The organism is Lentzea sp. HUAS TT2 (assembly GCF_051853195.1).
Classification (GTDB): Bacteria; Actinomycetota; Actinomycetes; order Mycobacteriales; family Pseudonocardiaceae; genus Lentzea.
The window spans coordinates 5,046,741-5,064,345 of the sequence record NZ_CP196667.1; the positions used below are offsets into that span (position 1 = coordinate 5,046,741).

At 69.7% G+C, this 17,605-nt stretch carries 16 protein-coding genes; 9 read left to right on the forward strand and 7 right to left on the reverse strand.

The genetic code is table 11. The annotated features are described in order from the left end of the window. Positions 1-31: 31 nt before the first annotated feature. The gene (cei, locus tag ACSHWB_RS25355) at positions 32-757 is read right to left on the reverse strand and encodes an envelope integrity protein Cei (RefSeq protein WP_439664469.1); all 726 of its coding nucleotides are present in this window, start codon (positions 755-757) and stop codon (positions 32-34) included. Positions 758-1,179: 422 nt separating this feature from the next. Between cei and ACSHWB_RS25360 the strand changes: the two genes are divergently transcribed. Next, complete coding sequence (locus ACSHWB_RS25360) at positions 1,180-1,479, forward strand: DUF4193 domain-containing protein (protein WP_030474775.1); 300 nt, start codon at positions 1,180-1,182, stop codon at positions 1,477-1,479. Positions 1,480-1,540: 61 nt separating this feature from the next. Here the strand turns inward: ACSHWB_RS25360 and ACSHWB_RS25365 are convergent, their stop codons facing one another. After that, a complete protein-coding gene (locus tag ACSHWB_RS25365; protein ID WP_439664470.1) occupies positions 1,541-2,002 on the reverse strand; it encodes a DUF3093 domain-containing protein in 462 nt (153 codons plus the stop codon). Between the two features lie 24 nt (positions 2,003-2,026). Between ACSHWB_RS25365 and dut the strand changes: the two genes are divergently transcribed. Further along, positions 2,027-2,500: a dUTP diphosphatase gene (dut, locus tag ACSHWB_RS25370; protein ID WP_439664471.1), complete on the forward strand. Its 474-nt coding sequence runs from the start codon at positions 2,027-2,029 to the stop codon at positions 2,498-2,500. 4 nt (positions 2,501-2,504) lie between these two features. Beyond that, complete coding sequence (locus ACSHWB_RS25375) at positions 2,505-3,125, forward strand: DUF3710 domain-containing protein (RefSeq protein ID WP_439664472.1); 621 nt, start codon at positions 2,505-2,507, stop codon at positions 3,123-3,125. On the opposite strand, the gene ACSHWB_RS25380 is transcribed toward ACSHWB_RS25375, so the two are convergent. After that, positions 3,122-3,778 (reverse strand): alpha/beta fold hydrolase, encoded by a 657-nt coding sequence (locus ACSHWB_RS25380; protein ID WP_439664473.1) that lies wholly within the window; start codon positions 3,776-3,778, stop codon positions 3,122-3,124. The genes ACSHWB_RS25375 and ACSHWB_RS25380 overlap by 4 nt on opposite strands. An 84-nt stretch (positions 3,779-3,862) precedes the next feature. On the opposite strand from ACSHWB_RS25380, the gene ACSHWB_RS25385 reads away from it, so the two are divergent. Beyond that, entirely contained in the window at positions 3,863-4,228 is a 366-nt protein-coding gene (locus ACSHWB_RS25385) for an OB-fold nucleic acid binding domain-containing protein (protein WP_036013248.1), read from the forward strand. Further along, positions 4,225-4,983, forward strand: coding sequence for a DUF3159 domain-containing protein (locus tag ACSHWB_RS25390; RefSeq protein ID WP_439664474.1), 759 nt, complete (start codon positions 4,225-4,227; stop codon positions 4,981-4,983). The genes ACSHWB_RS25385 and ACSHWB_RS25390 overlap by 4 nt, the downstream gene beginning before the upstream one ends. Positions 4,984-5,326: 343 nt before the next feature. Here ACSHWB_RS25390 and ACSHWB_RS25395 read toward each other — a convergent pair whose 3' ends face one another. Then, positions 5,327-7,873 carry a LuxR C-terminal-related transcriptional regulator gene (locus tag ACSHWB_RS25395; protein WP_439664475.1) on the reverse strand — a complete coding sequence of 849 codons (2,547 nt, stop codon included), beginning with the start codon at positions 7,871-7,873 and terminating at the stop codon, positions 5,327-5,329. A 43-nt stretch (positions 7,874-7,916) separates the two neighbouring features. Continuing rightward, on the reverse strand, positions 7,917-10,463 hold the full coding sequence (locus ACSHWB_RS25400; protein ID WP_439664476.1) for an AAA family ATPase: 2,547 nt from the start codon (positions 10,461-10,463) through the stop codon (positions 7,917-7,919). 80 nt (positions 10,464-10,543) lie between these two features. Here ACSHWB_RS25400 and ACSHWB_RS25405 point away from each other — a divergent pair, with 80 nt between their 5' ends. After that, entirely contained in the window at positions 10,544-11,038 is a 495-nt protein-coding gene (locus ACSHWB_RS25405; RefSeq protein ID WP_439664477.1) for an RICIN domain-containing protein, read from the forward strand. On the opposite strand, the gene ACSHWB_RS25410 is transcribed toward ACSHWB_RS25405, so the two are convergent. Together ACSHWB_RS25410 and ACSHWB_RS25415 are read right to left on the reverse strand one after the other, a co-directional pair. Continuing rightward, the gene (locus ACSHWB_RS25410; RefSeq protein WP_439664478.1) at positions 11,035-11,691 is read right to left on the reverse strand and encodes a potassium channel family protein; all 657 of its coding nucleotides are present in this window, start codon (positions 11,689-11,691) and stop codon (positions 11,035-11,037) included. The two genes, ACSHWB_RS25405 and ACSHWB_RS25410, sit on opposite strands and share 4 nt — an antisense overlap. Beyond that, positions 11,691-12,368 (reverse strand): potassium channel family protein, encoded by a 678-nt coding sequence (locus tag ACSHWB_RS25415; RefSeq protein ID WP_439664665.1) that lies wholly within the window; start codon positions 12,366-12,368, stop codon positions 11,691-11,693. The genes ACSHWB_RS25410 and ACSHWB_RS25415 overlap by 1 nt, the downstream gene beginning before the upstream one ends. A 67-nt stretch (positions 12,369-12,435) precedes the next feature. Between ACSHWB_RS25415 and ACSHWB_RS25420 the strand changes: the two genes are divergently transcribed. From ACSHWB_RS25420 to dxs, 3 genes are all read left to right on the forward strand, one after another. Further along, positions 12,436-14,421, forward strand: coding sequence for an APC family permease (locus ACSHWB_RS25420; protein ID WP_439664479.1), 1,986 nt, complete (start codon positions 12,436-12,438; stop codon positions 14,419-14,421). Beyond that, positions 14,418-15,623 (forward strand): class I SAM-dependent RNA methyltransferase, encoded by a 1,206-nt coding sequence (locus ACSHWB_RS25425; RefSeq protein ID WP_439664480.1) that lies wholly within the window; start codon positions 14,418-14,420, stop codon positions 15,621-15,623. The genes ACSHWB_RS25420 and ACSHWB_RS25425 overlap by 4 nt, the downstream gene beginning before the upstream one ends. Before the next feature lie 62 nt (positions 15,624-15,685). Further along, positions 15,686-17,590 (forward strand): 1-deoxy-D-xylulose-5-phosphate synthase, encoded by a 1,905-nt coding sequence (gene dxs / locus ACSHWB_RS25430; RefSeq protein WP_439664481.1) that lies wholly within the window; start codon positions 15,686-15,688, stop codon positions 17,588-17,590. Positions 17,591-17,605: the final 15 nt, after the last annotated feature.

Below are 17,605 nucleotides of genomic sequence, written 5' to 3' on the forward strand. Positions count from 1 at the left end.
GCGCGCAAGGTAGCGCGTGCCCGGAGGGAAGTCAGCAGCTCACGTCGCGTGCGCCGGCCAGGTTGTCGGCGTTGAGCGTCGGCGGTGCGGCCGCGGCGACCTGGCCGCCCTGCTGCTCCGGCTGCTGCTCCGCCCACTCCTTGAGCTGGTCGAGCACCTTGCGGGCGTTGCTGTTCGGCTTGACCTCGTCGAACTTCTTGCCGATCGAGATGTCGACGGTGGCGTCCTGGCGGTCGTCGCGCACGAGCTCCAGGCACGGCTCCAGCAGCGACAACGTCCTCGCCGCCGACGCGCCGGGCGCGCCGAAGCGGATCTGGCCGCGGCAGTTCATGTCGCCCGCCGGGTAGATCAGGTCGTTGCCCGGCTCGGCCGCCTGCTTCAGGCCCAGCTCGGTGAACATCGTCGCGACGGCCTTCGCGTGGTTGCGCTGCGTCGAGGCGTTGACGACCTTGAAGTTCACGTCGCCGACCGGCGCCGGGTTCGTGCGGTCGAGCGCGTCGTGCTCCAGGACCGTGCCGAGCGCGGGCGGCGGTGCCGTCTGCTCCTGCCCGGCGGCCGGGTCCGCTGCCGCTGTCGCGGACGTCGCCACGACGTTGCCGGGCGCGTTGCACTTGATGGCCGCGTCCACGTCACTCGCGTTGCCGAGCACCTTCACCCACACGAACACGGAACTGACCAACAGCACCGCGAACAGGACGAGCGCGGGCACGGGCCGACGCCTCTTGTAAGGCGTCAAGCTTCCCGATGCGGATCCCACGTTCGAAGTCCTCCCCGTGATCCGTCCCCTGCGACCAGCCTAGGCCCTGCCCGACTGCTGCGCGCCTCGACGTGCGTGACCCACCGCACCGGCCTGCTTGCTCACAGTCAGGACGGTACCGGCCCGGCGCCAGGTTGCACGCCGGAGCGCGTGTGCTCCCGCACAGGGTATCGGTCCAGCGTAGAAAGGTTGTGTCACCCGTCCGGTCGGTAAGGGGTAACCCGATGTCGAGGCACTCCGGCAATGAGCTACCCTCTGCGCGCTCCGCACACATTTCGATCAAGCCGACGGTCACGTCAAGGGGGTTGGCTTGCCCGCCGGGTGTGCGAGACCTACGTCACCTTGACGTGGGGCACAAAAGAGGTCGCTGGAGCGTTAACCAGCGACACGAACAGTCTCCGTAGACCGCAGGGGTGAAGAAGATGGCGACCGACTACGACGCGCCGCGTCGCAGCGAGGCGGACGAACTCGCTGAGGACTCCCTCGAGGAGTTGAAAGCCCGGCGGAACGAGACGCAGTCCGGCGTCGTCGACGTCGACGAGGACGCGAGCGCGGAGAACTTCGAGCTTCCGGGCGCCGACCTGTCCGGCGAGGAGCTCACGTTCAAGGTCCTGCCCAAGCAGGCCGACGAGTTCACGTGCTCGAAGTGCTTCCTGGTGCACCACCGCAGCAGGCTCGCCGAGGACAACGGCGGCACGTACATCTGCCGGGACTGCGCCTGAGTTCAGTCCGCCGAAGAAAAACTGGGCGCTCACCCTCTCGGGTGGCGCCCAGTTGTGTTCTTCAGGACTTGATCGCGGCGGCGAGCTCGTCCGGGCGCCGCGTGCTGATCACCCAGTAGGGAGTCGGGTCGTCCGGGTCGTTCACGCGCACCCGCACGAGCGGCTTGACCCACCCGCGGTGCACGACGAACGCGGCGGGGTCGAGCTCGCGGCCCATGGTCCGGCGGCGGTCCTCGGCGGCGATGATCTCCACCTCGCCGAGCAGCTCCAGCGGGATGTGCGCGTCACCCGCGCGCAGCTCGCCGTCGGCGACCTCCACCTTCGTGGACCCCATCCGCACGATCAGCACGATCGTCAGCGGCAGCAGGATCACGTACGGCAGCCAGGAACGGACGCCGGGGAAGCCCATGTGCACCTCGGCGGCCAGCAACGCGGCCGCGAGCAGCGGCAGCGGCCAGATCCACCACGTCACGTACAGGCGCTCGCGGAAGGTCGTAGTGGCGGTCACGGCAGTCTCACTCACGTCGTCAGGGTAATCTCGGCCGCCGTGCCCAGCGTCGAGGTGTTGCTGACCCGGCTCGATCCGGGGGTTCCCGTGCCCGCCTACGCCCGTCATGGCGACGCGGGCGCTGATCTGGTCACCACGTCGGACGTGGTCATTCCACCAGGAGAGCGCGCGGTCGTCGGCACCGGTGTCGCCATCGCGCTGCCCGACGGGTTCGCCGGGTTCGTGCACCCGCGCTCGGGGCTGGCCGCGAGGGTCGGGCTGAGCGTCGTGAACACGCCGGGCACGATCGACTCCGGCTACCGCGGTGAGATCCGCGTTTGCCTCGTGAACCATGATCTTCGTGAGCAGATCGTGCTGTCGCGCGGCGACCGGATCGCCCAGCTCGTCGTGCAACGCGTCGAGCACGCGGTGTTCCGCGAGGTCACCGAGTTGCCGGAGACGGAACGCGGTGCGGGAGGCTATGGCTCGACCGGCGGGCACGTGGTGCTCGCCCGGATGAAGGCGGAGGGGTAGGGGCATGTTCGGAAGGCGCCGCAAGCGCGGTCGTCACTCCTCGGGGGCGGTCGAGACCGGTCCGGAGCACGACGAGGTCTTCGACGACGTCGAAGGCCCGTGGGACTCGACGGTCGCGCCCCATGACGACGTCGAGCGGCTCGACCTGGGCTCGGTGCAGCTGCCGATGCCCGACGAGGCCCAGCTGCAGGTCGAGATGGACCAGCAGAACGGCTCTGTGCGCGCCGTGCACGTCCTCACGTCCGTCGGCCAGCTGACGGTCAGCGCGTTCGCCGCGCCGAAGTCGGGCGGCCTCTGGCGGGAGGTCGGCGCCGAGCTGATCGACGGCCTCAAGGAGGACGGCGCCCGCATCAACCGCGAGAACGGCGAGTGGGGCGAGGAGATCACCGCGCGCAACCAGGGCGTGCAGATCCTCTTCGTCGGCGTCGACGGCCCTCGCTGGATGCTGCGCGGTGTCGCGGCGGGTCCCGAGGAGCACTTCGAGCAGAACTCCTCGGCGCTGCGGCAGATGCTGCGCGGCACCGTGGTCGTGCGCGGCGAGCAGCCGATGCCGCCCCGCACCCCGCTGCCGGTCGAGCTGCCCGAGGCGATCGCCCGGCACATCCAGCAGCAGCAAGAGGGCTAACGAGCCCGCTGCCACGCCTGCACCGCACGCCCCAGCGCGTGCGGGTAGGCGTCCAGCGTCGTCGTGACGAGCACGGCGCGTGGGATGGCTTCCGTCCATGCCCGCGCGACTGCGATCGGGTGCACCGGGTCATCGGTGCACCCGACGATCCCCGTAGGCACGTTCAGCGACTTCAGCTCGTCGAGCGTCGGCGCGAGCGACTCCGCGGCTTCTTCCAGATGCGGCACGAGTTCGTCGCCGTAACCGCGCCAGGCCCGGTTCAGCTCGTCGTGCAGCCAGCCGGTCGTGCCGGCGAGCGCCGTCGTGAGCCCCTGGGTCCTGACGATCTCCGCGCTCGCCCTGGCCGCGAGCGCCGCGGGAGCCCCGTCCGGGGCACCGGACCACGCCGGGAGCGCCAGGACCAGGCCCGCGCACCTGTCCGGGTTGGCCACGGCCCACCGCGCGGCGACGTGCGCGCCCAGTGAGACACCACCGACCACGATCGGGTGGCCTGCCGGGGCATTTTCGAGGGCCGTCAACCGATCACTCAGTGTGCGAACACGTGGTGCGGTGAGAACGGCACCGACCTGCGACAACGGCTCGGTGAACACGGAACGGACGAACACCTCGTCAGAGGCGGTTCCGGGCAGGAGAAGCACAGTCTCGGCAGGCACGCCCGAGATTGTCGTTGCCCGTGCGTACCCTCACTGTCAGACGGTCCACACCACGGGGCCACCTGAGCAATGCAGGAGTCGGGGATGAGCGGCTATTGGCGCCGCTTGGTGCGTCGCTTGACCAGCGACGTCACCGAGCTCGACGCGGACGACCTGTCGCGAAAAGCGGAGGCCGTCGGCGCGGTGAAGGCCTGCGACTGCAAGTCCGGTGAGGAGGTCACCGTCCTCGGCAGGCTCCGCAGCGTGGAGCTCTGTCCCAGGGACGCGGCCGCCACACTGGAAGCCGAGCTCTACGACGGTACCGAGGGCGTCACCCTCGTCTGGCTCGGCCGCCGTCGCATCGCGGGAATCGAGCCTGGTCGGACGATCAAGGCCCGAGGCCGCATCGCCGTGCGCGACGGGCGCAAGGTGCTCTACAACCCCTATTACGAGTTGCAGAACGCTTCATGACCTCAGCTGAGACCGAAAAGCAGCCCACTCTCCTCGAGCAGATGGGCGGCGTGAGCGGAATGCTCTACTCATCGCTGCCCGTCGTCGTTTTCGTGATCGTCAACTTCGCCACCAAGAACCTGATGGCCGCGATCATCAGCGCGCTCGCCGCGTCCGTCGTCATCGGCGTGATGCTGGCCGTGCGCAAGGGCACCGTCCAGCCCGCGATCTCCGCCGTCTTCGGCGTGGGCATCGCGGCGTTCATCGCCTACAAGACAGGTGAGGCCAAGGGGTTCTTCCTCTTCGGCATCTGGCAGAGCGTCGTGTACGGCGGCGCGTTCCTGCTGTCGATCATCGTGCGCTGGCCGCTCGCCGGCGTGATCTGGACGGTCCTCAACGGCAGAGACCGCTCCTGGCGCTCCGACAAGGCCACGGTCCGCGACTACGACATCGCGACCTTCGTGTGGGCCCTCGTCTTCTTCGCCCGCTTCGTGGTCCAGCGCTGGCTCTACGACGAGGACCAGGTCGGCTGGCTCGCGGTCGCGCGCCTCGGCATGGGCTACCCGTTGATGGCCATCGCCCTCCTCGCCACGGTCTGGGCGGTCCGCCGCGCGGACAAGCGCCTCAAGGCGGCCGAGGAGGAAGCCGAGGCCAAGGCCAAGGCGGCCGAGGAGGACGACGTGCTGGCACGCACCGCCGACGACCTGCTCACCCCGGACATGGACGAGCTCAAGCGCGTCGTCGACGCCGAGTCCCGCGACAGGTCCAGGGACTGATCCCGCTTTACTGAGTTCGACCCCGCTCTGCTTCGACGCGGCCGGCGCTTCCCTTCGGGGGGACGCCGGCCGCGTCGTTTTCGTCTGGCTGAGGTGTGCGGGGCCGAGCGGGCAGTACGCCGATGTCCAGCAGGCGATATATCGGATATCGGCGAGGTGTCGACCGCTTCGTCGCCCGTTGCCCGTCCGCTCGTCACCGTCCACCGGATGCAAAAAACGTTTGCGGACGAAGTCAAAAGACTCATTGCAAAGGTGTACGGGCAGGTCGGGACGCGATGTACCGGATGGCGAAGAGGCAAGAGCGGCGGCGTGCGACAACCGATATATGGGATATCGGTCGAGGTCAGGACGGGCCGAGCACGGTTCGCAACTCGTCGCGACCCGTCACCCCGAGCACCCCGTAGATCGCGTGCAGGTGGTTGTCGACCGTGCGCTTGGACGTGTGGAGCCGCTCGGCGATCTGCTGGTTGGTGAGCCCGGACGTGGCGAGGCGGGCGACCTCGGCCTGGCGCCGCGTCAGGTGGGTGAGACCGCCGGCGCACAGGGCCGGGGTGCGGGCACCGTCGAAGTCGCGCATCAGGAGAGCCTGACGGGCCGAGGCCTGGGAGGCGGCGCGGGCGTTGCCCTGGGTGCGGTGCAGGCGGGTGGCGGCGGCGAGGGCCTCGGCGGCGTAGAGGGTGGCGCCCAGGCGCTGGAAGTCCGTTGCCGTGGCCTCCAGGGCGGCCGGTGCGGCGTGCGCGAGGGCGGTCGCGTGTGCCGCGTAGGCCGACGTCATCGGGTCGTCCATCGTGGACGTGAGGGCCGCTAGGCGCTGGGACGTGTCCACGCCGAAGCGGGCCGCGTCGTGCAGGGCGATGGCCTCGCTGCCGTGCACGCCCAGTTCGGCGCATTCGTCGGCGGCGGCCATGGCGGCGTCGGCCGCGGCACGGAGGTCACCGGTGCCGGCGAGCACCCAGGAGCGGGTCACCGAGACCGTGGTGCCCGCCAGGCGCCAGGCCGGGCGGCGGGCCTTGTCGGCGCGGGCCAGGGCGTCCTGGGCGAGGGTGGTCTCGCCGTTGAGGGCCGCGGCGCCGGCCAGGTTCGCCAGCGCGATGGCGTCGAAGATCAAAGGGCGGGAAGGGGTTCTGGGACTGCCTTCGCGGGCCAGACGCAGGGCCTGGGTGCCGTTGCCTCGCATGCGCGCGCAGAACGACAACACGCTGTAGAGCGAGGTCGCGCCGGTGAACGCCAACTCGTCGAAACTCCGGTTGTACATCGTCAGCGCGAGGGCTTCCGCCTCGGCGAGATGGCCGGCGAACGCCAGCGCGAAGCAACGCATGCGCAACGCGCCGTCGTCCGGTTCGGTCAGGTCCTCCATCGCCTCGTAGGCGGTGATCTCCTGTGCGACCTCCCGATAGCGGCCCGCGTGCAGGAGGCACAACGCTCTGGTTCGTCGCAAGTGGACGGAAAGATGGGGCGCCACGGGCTGATAGGTGCGTTTGAGCACCGTTGCTACGTGACCGTGTTGCGCCTCCGAGATGACGCGGACCACCTGGAGCCAGTCACGCAGGTCGGCGGGGAGAGCGGGCGTGTCGACTGCGTTGAGCACCGCGGTGGCGGCGTCCGCGTCGCCCAGGCCGAAGTGCAGGTTCATCGACCGGGTGGCGCCGAGCCTGCTCAGGTCCTCCGCCGACAGCGGGCCCGCCATCACGTCCGCGAGCGTGGCCTCGGCCTGTTCCGGCGCGCGGCCGTGCATCAGGACCTGGCCGAACACGTGCCCGACCCGGTTCAGCCCGCCGGCCTCCACGGCGCCGCGGCACAGGCGTTCGGCGAGCGTCACGTCCTGCGCGGCCCACGCCTGTTCGGCGGCGGCGGTGAGCAGGTCCACCGAGATCGGCGAGCCGCTGTCGAGGCGCCACGTGGCGATGCGCATGAGGTCTTCACGGCGACGTGCGCCTGTGCCCTCCAGCGCGGTGGCCAACGCGCGTTGGTGTGACTGCGCGCGCAACGTCGGGCATGTCTTGCGAAGCAGGCTGCCGTACAACGGGTGCCCTAGTCGCACGACCATGCGACGGCCCGATGGCACGACACGGATCAGTCCCCGCGTCTCCAGGTCGTCCAGCACTTCTTCCTGCACGAGTGACGCGAGCAGGTCCAGTTCCACCGGCTCGGAGTAGGCGAGCAGTTCCAGCGCGTGCCGGTGCGTCGGTTCGAGGCGGCCGAGGTTGGACTGCACGAGCTCGCCGAGCCGTCCGCCGAGCTCGATCTCGCCGTGCCACGCCCAGATTCCGTCGTCCGCGCGCAACGCCCCCACCGCGCAGCCCGACACGACGAGTTCCCTGAGGTACAACGGGTTTCCCGCGCTGGCCGACCACAGCAGGGCCGCCGACCGCGTGTCGACCGGACCGTCCAGCGCGCGTTCGAGCAGCAGGTCGGACTCGGCCCGCGACAGGTCGCCGACCGGATAACGCCGCAGCAGGCCCTCCTGCCACAACTCGGTGCGTTCGCCAGGACGCGAGGTCACCAACACGCGTGCGTGCCCGTGCCGGATCACGTGATGCAGCAACGCGATGGAGGCGTCATCGAGCAGATGCGCGTCGTCCACCACGATCGCCAACGGCTGCTGTCCGGACAGAATGTGCTCCACGGCGCGGCCGAGCGGATTCGCCGTGCGCATGTCGGCGGGCAGCATCGCGGCCATCGCACCGAACGGGATCGCGGACGTCGCCACCGTCGCGTAACAGCGCTGCACGGCGAGACCGGATCTCTCCAGCCGTGCGACGACCTCGTCCGTGAGCCTGGTCTTGCCCACACCCGCGGGGCCGACGAGCGCGGCGCCCTTCTCGTCGGCATCGGTGAGCGCGGACATCACGTCCTCGAGCTCCCGAACCCTGCCCACGAACGGCCACACGTCTCGCAGTGTGCCGAAGCTCCGGCTCACCGCGCACTTCGATTTACGCCCCTTGGCCGAACAGCGCGCGCAAGCCACCCCGTCCAGTGACGCCTACCGCCGCGTAGGTCGTGTGCAGATGGTTGTCCACGGTGCGTTTGGCGATCGTCAGCCGTTCGGCGATCTCCACGTTCGTCAGCCCTGCCACGGCCAGACGCGCGATTTCCAGCTGACGCGGCGTCAACGCGGCGAGCGTGCTCGTCACCACCAGACCGGGCGTGGTCGCGCCGTCGAACGACTCCGCGAGCGCCGACGCCTGCCGCTCCAGCCGGTCCGCGTCACGAGGCCGGTCGTGCAACCGCGACAGCCTGCTGGCCTCCGCGAGCGCCTCGGCCGCGTACAACGTGGCACCGCACGCCGTGAACGCCGCCGCTACCTCCTCCAGCCCCGCCGGGTCACGCAACGCGCGCGCTTGGGCGTGCGAGGCGTACGCGGTCGTGAGCGGATCCTTGCGCGACTTCGCCAACTCCAGGAGACGCGGCGATGTGTCCGCACCGAACCGTGCGGCGTCGTGCAGCGATCCGATCTCCTCGGAGTGCGCGCCGTGCTCCCGTGCCTTGGCAGCGTTGTCCAGGGCGGCCTGCATCGCCTCGGTGACGCGTCCGGCGCCGGCGAGCACCCACGACCGTGCGGCCCCCACAGCGAACTCCGCGATACGCCACGCGGGCCGCAACCCGGCTTCCGCGCGAACCAAGGCCCGGAAAGCGCGATCGGACTGCCCCTGCAACGCCGCACCGGCGGCGAACTCGGCCAGCAGCAGTACGTCCCACATCATCGGCTGCGCGGCCGGGTCCGGCACGCCCTCCGCGGTGATCCGCACCGCCGCGGCGGCCTTGCCCCGCAACCGGGCGCACTGGCTCAGCAGCACCCGCGGCGGCACCTGCGTGACCGACCAGCGGTCCTCCTCGATCACCTCGGCCAGCGCCTGCGCGCCCCGCCGCTCCGCCCCCACCAGGTCACCGCACCGCAGCATGCTCTCGTTGCGCACACCGTTCGCCGCGCTCATCAACGACGGGAACCGGCCCGCCGTCGCCAGCACCGCCTCGTGGTTGGCCGAGATCCGCGCGACGGCGTCGGCGTAGCGGCCAGCGAACTGGTCCGCGAACGCCAGCACCTGCCGTCCCGCCGTCGCCGCCCAGCCGCCCTCGGCGATCAGCAGCGCACCACCCAGCCGTGCGATTCCCAGCGGCGCGGCCTCCAGCGCGAACGTCATCGCGAAGAACAGCACCGCGTGTTCCAACTCGGCGGGCAACTCCCGTGCGGTCACGAGGTCCAGCACGGCCACAGCGGCTTCTTCGTCACCGAGGCCGAAGAACAGGTTGAACGCGCGCGTACAGCCGACCTGGATCACCGTCAGCATGTCGCCGCCGGCAGCCATGGTCTCGGCGAGCACTTCTTCCGCCTGTGCGCACTGACGCTGGTACATCAGCACAAGACCCAGCACGAGCCCCACGCGCGATGTCGCCCCACGCGCCACGGCGGCCCGCGAGAGCCGTTCGGCGAGCTCCCAGTCCTGTGCGGACAGTGCCTGTTCGGCCGCACGCGCCAGCACGTCCGGTGACTCGACCGTCCCGCTGTCGAGCCGCCACGTCGCGACCCGCACCGCGTCGCCGGGCCTGTCCGCACCTTCTGCCTCAAGCCGATCGGCCAACGCACGGCGGTGCGCTCGTGCCCGCAACGTCGGGCAAGTCGCCCGCAGGCGCGCGCTGTAAAGGGGATGCGCGACGCGCGCGCGTCCGTCGTCACCGACGCGCACGAACCCCATGTCCACCAAGTCCTGAGGAACGGGCATCAGCTCGCGTTCGAGTGGTTCGCCGTACGCGAGCAGCTCCAGCGCGCGCCGCTGCGGGTCCGCGAGGCGTCCCAGCGTCAGGTCCACGAGCTCGGCCAGCCGCCCGGACAGCTCCAGCGGCCCGCTCCAGCTCCACCCGCCCTCGGTCTCGGTCAACGCGCCACCATGACGGCCCGCAGCGACGAGTTCCTTGAGGTACAACGGGTTCCCCTGGCTGTTCGCCCACACCAGGTGCCTAGTCGAGGCATCGGCGGGCCCGCCCAGAGCCGTCGCCAGCAACAGGTTCGCGCGCTCCTGGTCCAGCGCGTCGACCCCGACGACGGTCAAGCCCTCCATGCCCCAACCAGGTCGTGCGGTGCACATGACCCGCGTCAGTCGGTGGCGCACAAGATGCTGCAACACCAACAACGACGCGTCATCGAGCAGATGAGCGTCGTCGACCAACAACACCCGGCGCCCGCCACGAGAGAGGTGCTCGGCGGCCGCGCGCACAGACGACGACGGCAGGATCGAACCCTGCGAGGCGGGCAGATCGGTGGGAACGAGCGACGCGATGGCGCCGAGTGGAATCCGGGACGTGGCGACCGTGGCGTAACAACGCACCACCGGGTGGGGCACAGCGGCGAGCGCCTCGGCGGCCAGGCGTGTCTTGCCCACGCCCGGAGGGCCGGACAGCAGCACCGCGCCGTCCACGGCCAACGCACGCAACGCGGTCCGAAGCTCTCTCTCGCGCCCGACCAGGGGCAGCTGATCGCTCACAGTTGGTAAGTGCCCGCTTCCGCTGCGCAGATACCGGGCAAGCCGTGTATCAGCCGTCGCGCGCAGGGCGTCGGGTTGTCATGAACATTCTCAAGCGCAAGGCCGCCATCCTGGCCGCACTGACCCTCGTCGTCGGCGGCGTGCTGGTCACGTCCTCCGCGGCGCAGGCGCAGAACACCATCTACGTCCAGTCGAAGTTCAACGGCCGGTGCATGACCGCCTCGACCGGCCAGAACGGCGCCGGGGTCATCATGGTCGACTGCCAGAACGCCCTCACCCAGCGCTGGTACTGGGACGGGCTGAAACTGCGCAACGCCGACGGCGGCAGATGCCTCACCGCCGCCTGGGGCAATCTCGACAACGGCGCCCACCTGCAGATGTACGACTGCCAGCCGGGCAACAACGCCTTCCAGATGTTCTACCGCCCCGCCGCCACGACAGCGGAGGTCGGGCGGATCCGGACGTGGCAGTCCGGCAACCGGTGCGTCGAGATCGCGGGCGCGAACTGGTGGAACGGCGCCTCCGTGCAGCTGTGGGACTGCCACGGAGGCGGGCACCAGTACTGGTGGGCCTAGTAGCCCAGAGCGGTCTTGATGTCCTGCTCGACGGCGGCGGTGGTCACGAACAACAGCTCATCGCCGCCCTCGAGCGTGTCGTCCGGCTGCGGCACGATGACCCGCCCGCCCCGCAGGATCGTCACCAGGGCGGCGTCGCGCGGCAGCGTCAGCTCCGAGACCGCACGGCCCGCGAACGGCGTCGCCTCGTCGAGCGTGATCTCCACGAGGTTCGCCTGGCCCTGACGCAACGTCATCAGCCGTACGACGTCACCGATCGTCACGGACTCCTCGACCATGGCGGCCAACAGCCGTGGCGTGGACACGGCCACGTCGACACCCCACGACTCGGTGAAGAGCCATTCGTTCGTCGGGTCGTTCACCCGCGCGATGACGCGACGGACCGCGAACTCCGTCTTGGCCAGGAGCGACACCACGAGGTTGACCTTGTCGTCACCGGTCGCGGCGATCACCACGTCGCACAGGTGCATGCCCGCGTCCTCCAAAGAGGACAGCTCACAGGCGTCGGCCTGCACCCACTCGGCCTGCTCGACGGAGTTCGGGTCGAAGTGCGCCCGGTCCCGTTCGATCAGCATCACCTGGTGCCCGTCCGAGACGAGCTCCTGCGCGATGGAGCGCCCCACGGCCCCCGCGCCGGCGATAGCGACCCGCATCAGCTCTCCTCCGGTGCCTGCAGCGCCGCCGCCGCGACGTCGGTGATCGTGCCGGACAGCGCCGCCACGTAGATGGTGTCGTCGGCCTGCACGACGGTCTTCGCGTCCGGCAGCACGCCCGTGCCGAACCGCATCACGAACGCCACGCGCGCGCCGATCGCTTCCTCGAGCTCGCGCACCGGCCGCCCGACCCAGGCCTCGTCGACCTCGATCGGCAGCACCGCCACGGTCCCGGACGGGTCGCGCCACGCCGTCGCCGCACCTTCGGGCAACAGCATCCGCAGGAACCGGTCGGTCGACCACGGCACCGTCGCCACGGTCGGGATGCCCAGGCGCTCGTACACCGCGGCGCGCTTGTGGTCGTAGATGCGCGCGACGACGTGCTCGACGCCGAACGTCTCACGCGCGACCCGCGCCGAGATGATGTTCGAGTTGTCGCCGCTGGAGACCGCCGCGAACGCGCCCGCGCGCTCGACCCCGGCCTCGATCAGGACATTGCGGTCGAAACCGTTGCCGATGACCTGCTGTCCGTGGAAGTCGCTGCCCAGCCTGCGGAACGACTGCGAATCCTTGTCGATCACGGCGACCTGGTGGTCGAGTCGCTCCAGAGCCCTGGCCAGGGACGCCCCCACCCGGCCACAGCCCATGATCACCACGTGCACGACATGCCTCCTCAGGCGAGCTCTGCGCAGAACCTACCGAGCATTAGCCCGTCCCGGTGAGCGGACCCCTTACGCTCTGCCGGTGTCCAAGCTCGCCACCGCTGCCAAACGCCTCCTGGTAGGACGGCCGTTCCGCAGTGATCGCCTCGCTCACACCCTCCTGCCCAAACGCATCGCCTTGCCCGTGTTCGCCTCCGACGCCATGTCGTCGGTCGCCTACGCGCCGGAAGAGATCTTCCTGATGCTGTCGGTGGCGGGCCTGAGTGCCTACACGATGGCGCCGTGGGTCGGGGTCGCGGTCGTCGTGGTGATGCTCACCGTGGTGGCCAGCTACCGGCAGAACGTCCACGCCTACCCGTCCGGCGGCGGCGACTACGAGGTCGCCACGGTCAACCTCGGCCGCCGAGCCGGGCTCACGGTGGCGAGCGCACTGCTCGTCGACTACATCCTCACGGTCGCGGTGTCGATCTCGGCGGCGATGGCGAACATCGGCTCGGCGATCCCGTTCGTCGCCACCCACAAGGCGGAGTTCGCGGTCACGGCCATCGTGCTGCTGACGGCGGTGAACCTGCGCGGCATCCGCGAGTCCGGCAGCGCGTTCGCCGTCCCGGTCTACGCGTTCATGATCGGTGTCTTCGGCCTGATCGGCTGGGGCCTGTTCCGCGGCTTCGTGCTGGGCGACGACATGCGGGCGGAGAGCTCGGGCCTCGAGATCCACGCCGAGCAGGACCACCTGATGGGCCTCGCGTTCGTGTTCCTGGTGCTGCGGGCGTTCTCGTCCGGCTGCGCCGCCCTCACCGGCGTCGAGGCGATCAGCAACGGCGTGCCCGCGTTCCGCAAGCCCAAGTCCCGCAACGCCGCGACGACGCTGCTGCTGATGGGCACCATCTCGGTCGTCATGCTGATGGGCCTGATCATCCTCGCCCAGCTCACCGACGTGCGGATGGCCGAGTTCCCGCTGCAACAGATCACCAACGCCCCTGCGGGCTACGAGCAGAAGACGATGGTCGCGCAGATCGCGCACGCCGTGTTCGACAACTTCCCGCCCGGCTTCTACTTCATCGCCGGCGTCACCGCGCTGATCCTGGTGCTCGCCGCGAACACGGCGTTCAACGGGTTCCCGGTGCTCGGCTCGATCCTCGCCCAGGACCGCTACCTGCCGCGGCAGCTGCACACCCGCGGCGACCGGCTGGCGTTCTCCAACGGCATCCTGTTCCTGGCCGGCTTCGCGGTCGTGCTGGTGATCGCGTTCGACGCCGAGGTCACCCGGCTGATCCAGCTCTACATCGTCGGTGTGTTCGTGTCGTTCACGCTGAGCCAGCTCGGCATGATCAAGCACTGGCACCGGCTGCTCAAGACCGAGACCGACGCCCAGGCGCGTTCCAGGATGCGGCGCTCGCAGGCGATCAACACGTTCGGTCTCGCGCTGACCGCGACCGTGCTGATCATCGTGCTGATCACCAAGTTCACCAAGGGCGCGTGGATCGCCATCGCCGCGATGGCCGCCATCTACGCGTTGATGACGGCGATCCGCAAGCACTACGACACCGTCGCCGAGGAGCTGCGCAAGCAGGAGCGCGTGCGCACGATGCCCGCGCGCAACCACGCGATGGTGCTCGTGTCCAAACTGCACATGCCGACGTTGCGCGCGTTGTCCTACGCGAAGGCCGTGCGTCCGGACGTGCTGGAGGCCGTCACGGTCAACGTCGACGACGGCGACACGCGCAAGCTCGTCGCGGAGTGGGAGAAGGAGAACTTCAAGATCCCGCTGAAGGTGATCGAGTCCCCCTACCGGGAGATCACCAAGCCCGTTCTCGACTACGTCAAGCGAGTCAAGTCGGACAACCCGCGCGACGTTGTTACCGTGTTCATTCCGGAGTACGTGGTCGGCCACTGGTGGGAGCAGCTGCTGCACAACCAGAGCGCGTTGCGGCTCAAGGGAAGGCTGCTTTTCCAGCCGGGAGTGATGGTGACCAGTGTCCCGTGGCAGCTCGAATCCTCGGTGAAGGTCAAGGACAAGGACGTCATCGCGCCCGGCGCTGTCCGAAGGGGACTTGACGACCGATGAGCACGACCAAGGAAGACTGGACCGGACGCAAGTTCGAAGTAGAGGTAGGGCCCGTCGCACACGGCGGGCACTTCATCGCACGGCACGAGGGGCGCGTTCTGTTCGTGCGGCACGCGCTGCCCGGCGAACGCGTCGTGGTGTCGGTGTACGAGGACAACGGCGGCTCGTTCTGCCGTGCGGACGCCGTGGAGATCCTGCAGGCGTCACCGGACCGCGTCGAGGCGCCGTGCCCGTTCAGCGGCCCCGGGATGTGTGGTGGCTGCGACTTCCAGCACGTCTCGTGGGACGCGCAACGGGCGCTGAAGGCCGACGTCGTCCGCGAGCAGCTGTCGAGGCTCGCCAAGATCGAACGCGACGTGGTCGTGGAGGCGCTGCCGGGCGGGCCGCTGGAGTGGCGGACCCGGATCCGGATGGCCGTCGGCCGCGACGGCAGGCCGGGTTTCCGCGGCCTGCGTTCCCACGATGTGATCCCGGTCGACCACTGTGTGATCTCCCGGCCGGGCATGGTCGAGGCGGTGACCGACCGAAAGTGGCGGGCGCAGGAGCTCACGATCGTCCAGGACGGTGACGGCAACCGTCATGTGGGTGAGGTGCGAGGCCGACACACCACACGACGCGCCGGAACGGGTACCGCCGTCGAGACCGCCGCCCAACGAAAGTGGCGAGTTTCCGCCGATGGTTTCTGGCAGGTCCACCCGGCCGCCGCGGACACGTTCGCGTCCGTCGTGGGGGAGTGGGCCGCGGCCGAGCCCGGGCAGCGCGCGTGGGACCTCTACGGCGGTGCGGGCCTCTTCGCGTCGGTGCTCGGACGGCAGGTCGGCGAAAGCGGATCCGTGCTGGTCGTGGAGTCTTTCCCCGGTGCCGTGGAGGACGGCAGGCGCAACCTCCGGCGGATGTCCCAGGTGGAGTGGGTCGCGGACAAGGTGGAGCTCGCCGTCACGCGCAAGCTCCCCGTCGAGGACCCGCACGTCGTGGTGCTCGACCCCCCTCGCAAGGGGGCGGGCAAGGTCGTTGTGGCTGAAGTCGCACGACGCCGTCCGCAGCGGGTCGTCTACGTCGCCTGCGACCCCGCCGCACTGGCACGCGACCTGGCCGAATTCACAGTTCAGGGGTACCGGCTCGCGGAGCTGCGGGCGTTCGACGCGTTCCCGATGACCCACCACATGGAGTGCATCGCGCTGCTCGTACCTGAGACGAGCTGAGGCTGCGTCTCAGACGCGTCTCCGTAGACTGAGCCGAAGTCTTCAGGAGTGAGGTGGGCGTGGTGACCCTGCTGGAGTCCGTGCACGGACCAGCTGATCTGAAACGGATGGACGAGGCGCAGCTGTCGCAGCTGTGTGAGGAGATCCGGCGTTTCCTGGTCGACAAGGTGTCCAAGACGGGCGGGCACCTGGGCCCGAACCTGGGTGTCGTCGAACTGACCCTGGCGCTGCACCGGGTCTTCGACTCGCCGCAGGACCCGATCGTGTTCGACACCGGTCACCAGTCGTACGTGCACAAGATCGTCACGGGCCGCCGTGACGGCTTCGACCGGCTGCGCAAGCAGGGCGGCATGTCGGGCTACCCGTCGCGGTCGGAGTCCGAGCACGACGTGCAGGAGAGCTCGCACGCCTCGACAGCGCTGTCCTACGCGGACGGTCTGGCCAAGGCGAAGCAGATCAACGGCGCACACGGTCACGTGGTCGCCGTTGTCGGTGACGGCGCGCTGACCGGCGGTATGTGCTGGGAGGCGTTGAACAACATCGCGGCGGACAAGACGCGTCCGGTCGTGATCGTGGTCAACGACAACGGCCGCTCGTACTCGCCGACGATCGGTGGTCTCGCCGACCACCTGTCGTCGTTGCGGCTGCGTCCCGGCTACGAGCGCGTGCTGGAGAAGGGCAAGAGCGCGCTGCAGCAGACGCCGTTCTTCGGCAAGCCCCTCTACGCCGCGCTGCACGCCGCCAAGCGCGGCATCAAGGACGCCCTGGCCCCGCAGGCGATGTTCGAGGACCTCGGCCTGAAGTACATCGGCCCGGTCGACGGGCACGACATGGCGACGCTGGAGTCCGCACTGCAGCGCGCGAAGTCGTTCGGCGGCCCGGTGATCGTGCACGCGGTCACCCGCAAGGGCATGGGGTTCGCGCCGGCCGAGAACCACGAGGCCGACCAGATGCACGCCACCGGCGTCATCGACCCGATCACCGGCGAGGACGTCAAGCCGTCCAGCCGGACCTGGACGCACGTGTTCTCCGACGCGCTGGTGCAGGTCGGCCGCGAGCGCTCCGACGTCGTGGCGATCACCGCCGCGATGCAGGGGCCGACCGGTCTCGACCCGTTCGCCAAGGCGTACCCGGAGCGCTTCTTCGACGTCGGCATCGCCGAGCAGCACGCGCTGACCTCGGCCGCCGGCCTCGCCATCGGTGGTCTGCACCCGATCGTGGCCGTCTACGCGACGTTCCTGAACCGGGCGTTCGACCAGCTGCTGATGGACGTCGCGCTGCACAAGCAGGGCGTCACGGTCGTGCTCGACCGCGCCGGCGTGACCGGCCCGGACGGCGCTTCGCACCACGGCATGTGGGACATGTCGATCCTCGGCGTCATCCCCGGTGTGCACGTGGCGGCGCCGCGGGACGCCGGCACGCTGGTCGAGGAGCTGCGCGAGGCCGTCGAGATCTCGGACGCGCCGTCGGTGATCCGCTACCCGAAGGCCTCGGTCGGCCCGGACCTGCCCGCGCTGGAACGCGTCGGGTCCGTGGACGTGCTGCGGCGCTCGGGCAACGACGTGCTGCTGGTGACGGTCGGCGCGTTGGGCGGGCTCGGTCTCGAGGCCGCGCAACGGCTGGAGGACCAGGGCATCGGCGTGACGGTCGTCGACCCGCGGTGGATCTACCCGATGTCGGTGGACCTCGTGGAGATGGCGGCGTCGCACAAGCTCGTGGTGACGGTCGAGGACGGTGGCCGCCACGGTGGCTTCGGTTCCTCGTTCGCCGCCGCGCTGCGCGATGCCGACGTCGACGTGCCGTTGCGGGACATCGCTCTGCCGCAACAGTTCCACGACCACGGTGAGCGTGGCGAGGTGCTGGCGTTGCTGGGCATCACCGCACAGGACGTCGCGCGGCGCGTGACGGAGTGGGCCGCTCGCCTGGAGTGCCTGCCCGTCGAAATTGACGAGCACGTCGAGAAGTAGGTCGGCTACCCTCCC

What these genes read in the sequence shown, in the direction of transcription:
- ACSHWB_RS25360 (WP_030474775.1), top strand. Translation starts at nt 1,180, where the DNA reads ATGGCGACCGACTACGACGCGCCGCGTCGCAGCGAGGCGGACGAACTC.
- ACSHWB_RS25375 (WP_439664472.1), top strand. Translation starts at nt 2,505, where the DNA reads ATGTTCGGAAGGCGCCGCAAGCGCGGTCGTCACTCCTCGGGGGCGGTC.
- ACSHWB_RS25385 (WP_036013248.1), top strand. Translation starts at nt 3,863, where the DNA reads ATGAGCGGCTATTGGCGCCGCTTGGTGCGTCGCTTGACCAGCGACGTC.
- ACSHWB_RS25390 (WP_439664474.1), top strand. Translation starts at nt 4,225, where the DNA reads ATGACCTCAGCTGAGACCGAAAAGCAGCCCACTCTCCTCGAGCAGATG.
- ACSHWB_RS25405 (WP_439664477.1), top strand. Translation starts at nt 10,544, where the DNA reads ATGAACATTCTCAAGCGCAAGGCCGCCATCCTGGCCGCACTGACCCTC.
- ACSHWB_RS25410 (WP_439664478.1), bottom strand. Translation starts at nt 11,691, where the DNA reads ATGCGGGTCGCTATCGCCGGCGCGGGGGCCGTGGGGCGCTCCATCGCG.
- ACSHWB_RS25425 (WP_439664480.1), top strand. Translation starts at nt 14,418, where the DNA reads ATGAGCACGACCAAGGAAGACTGGACCGGACGCAAGTTCGAAGTAGAG.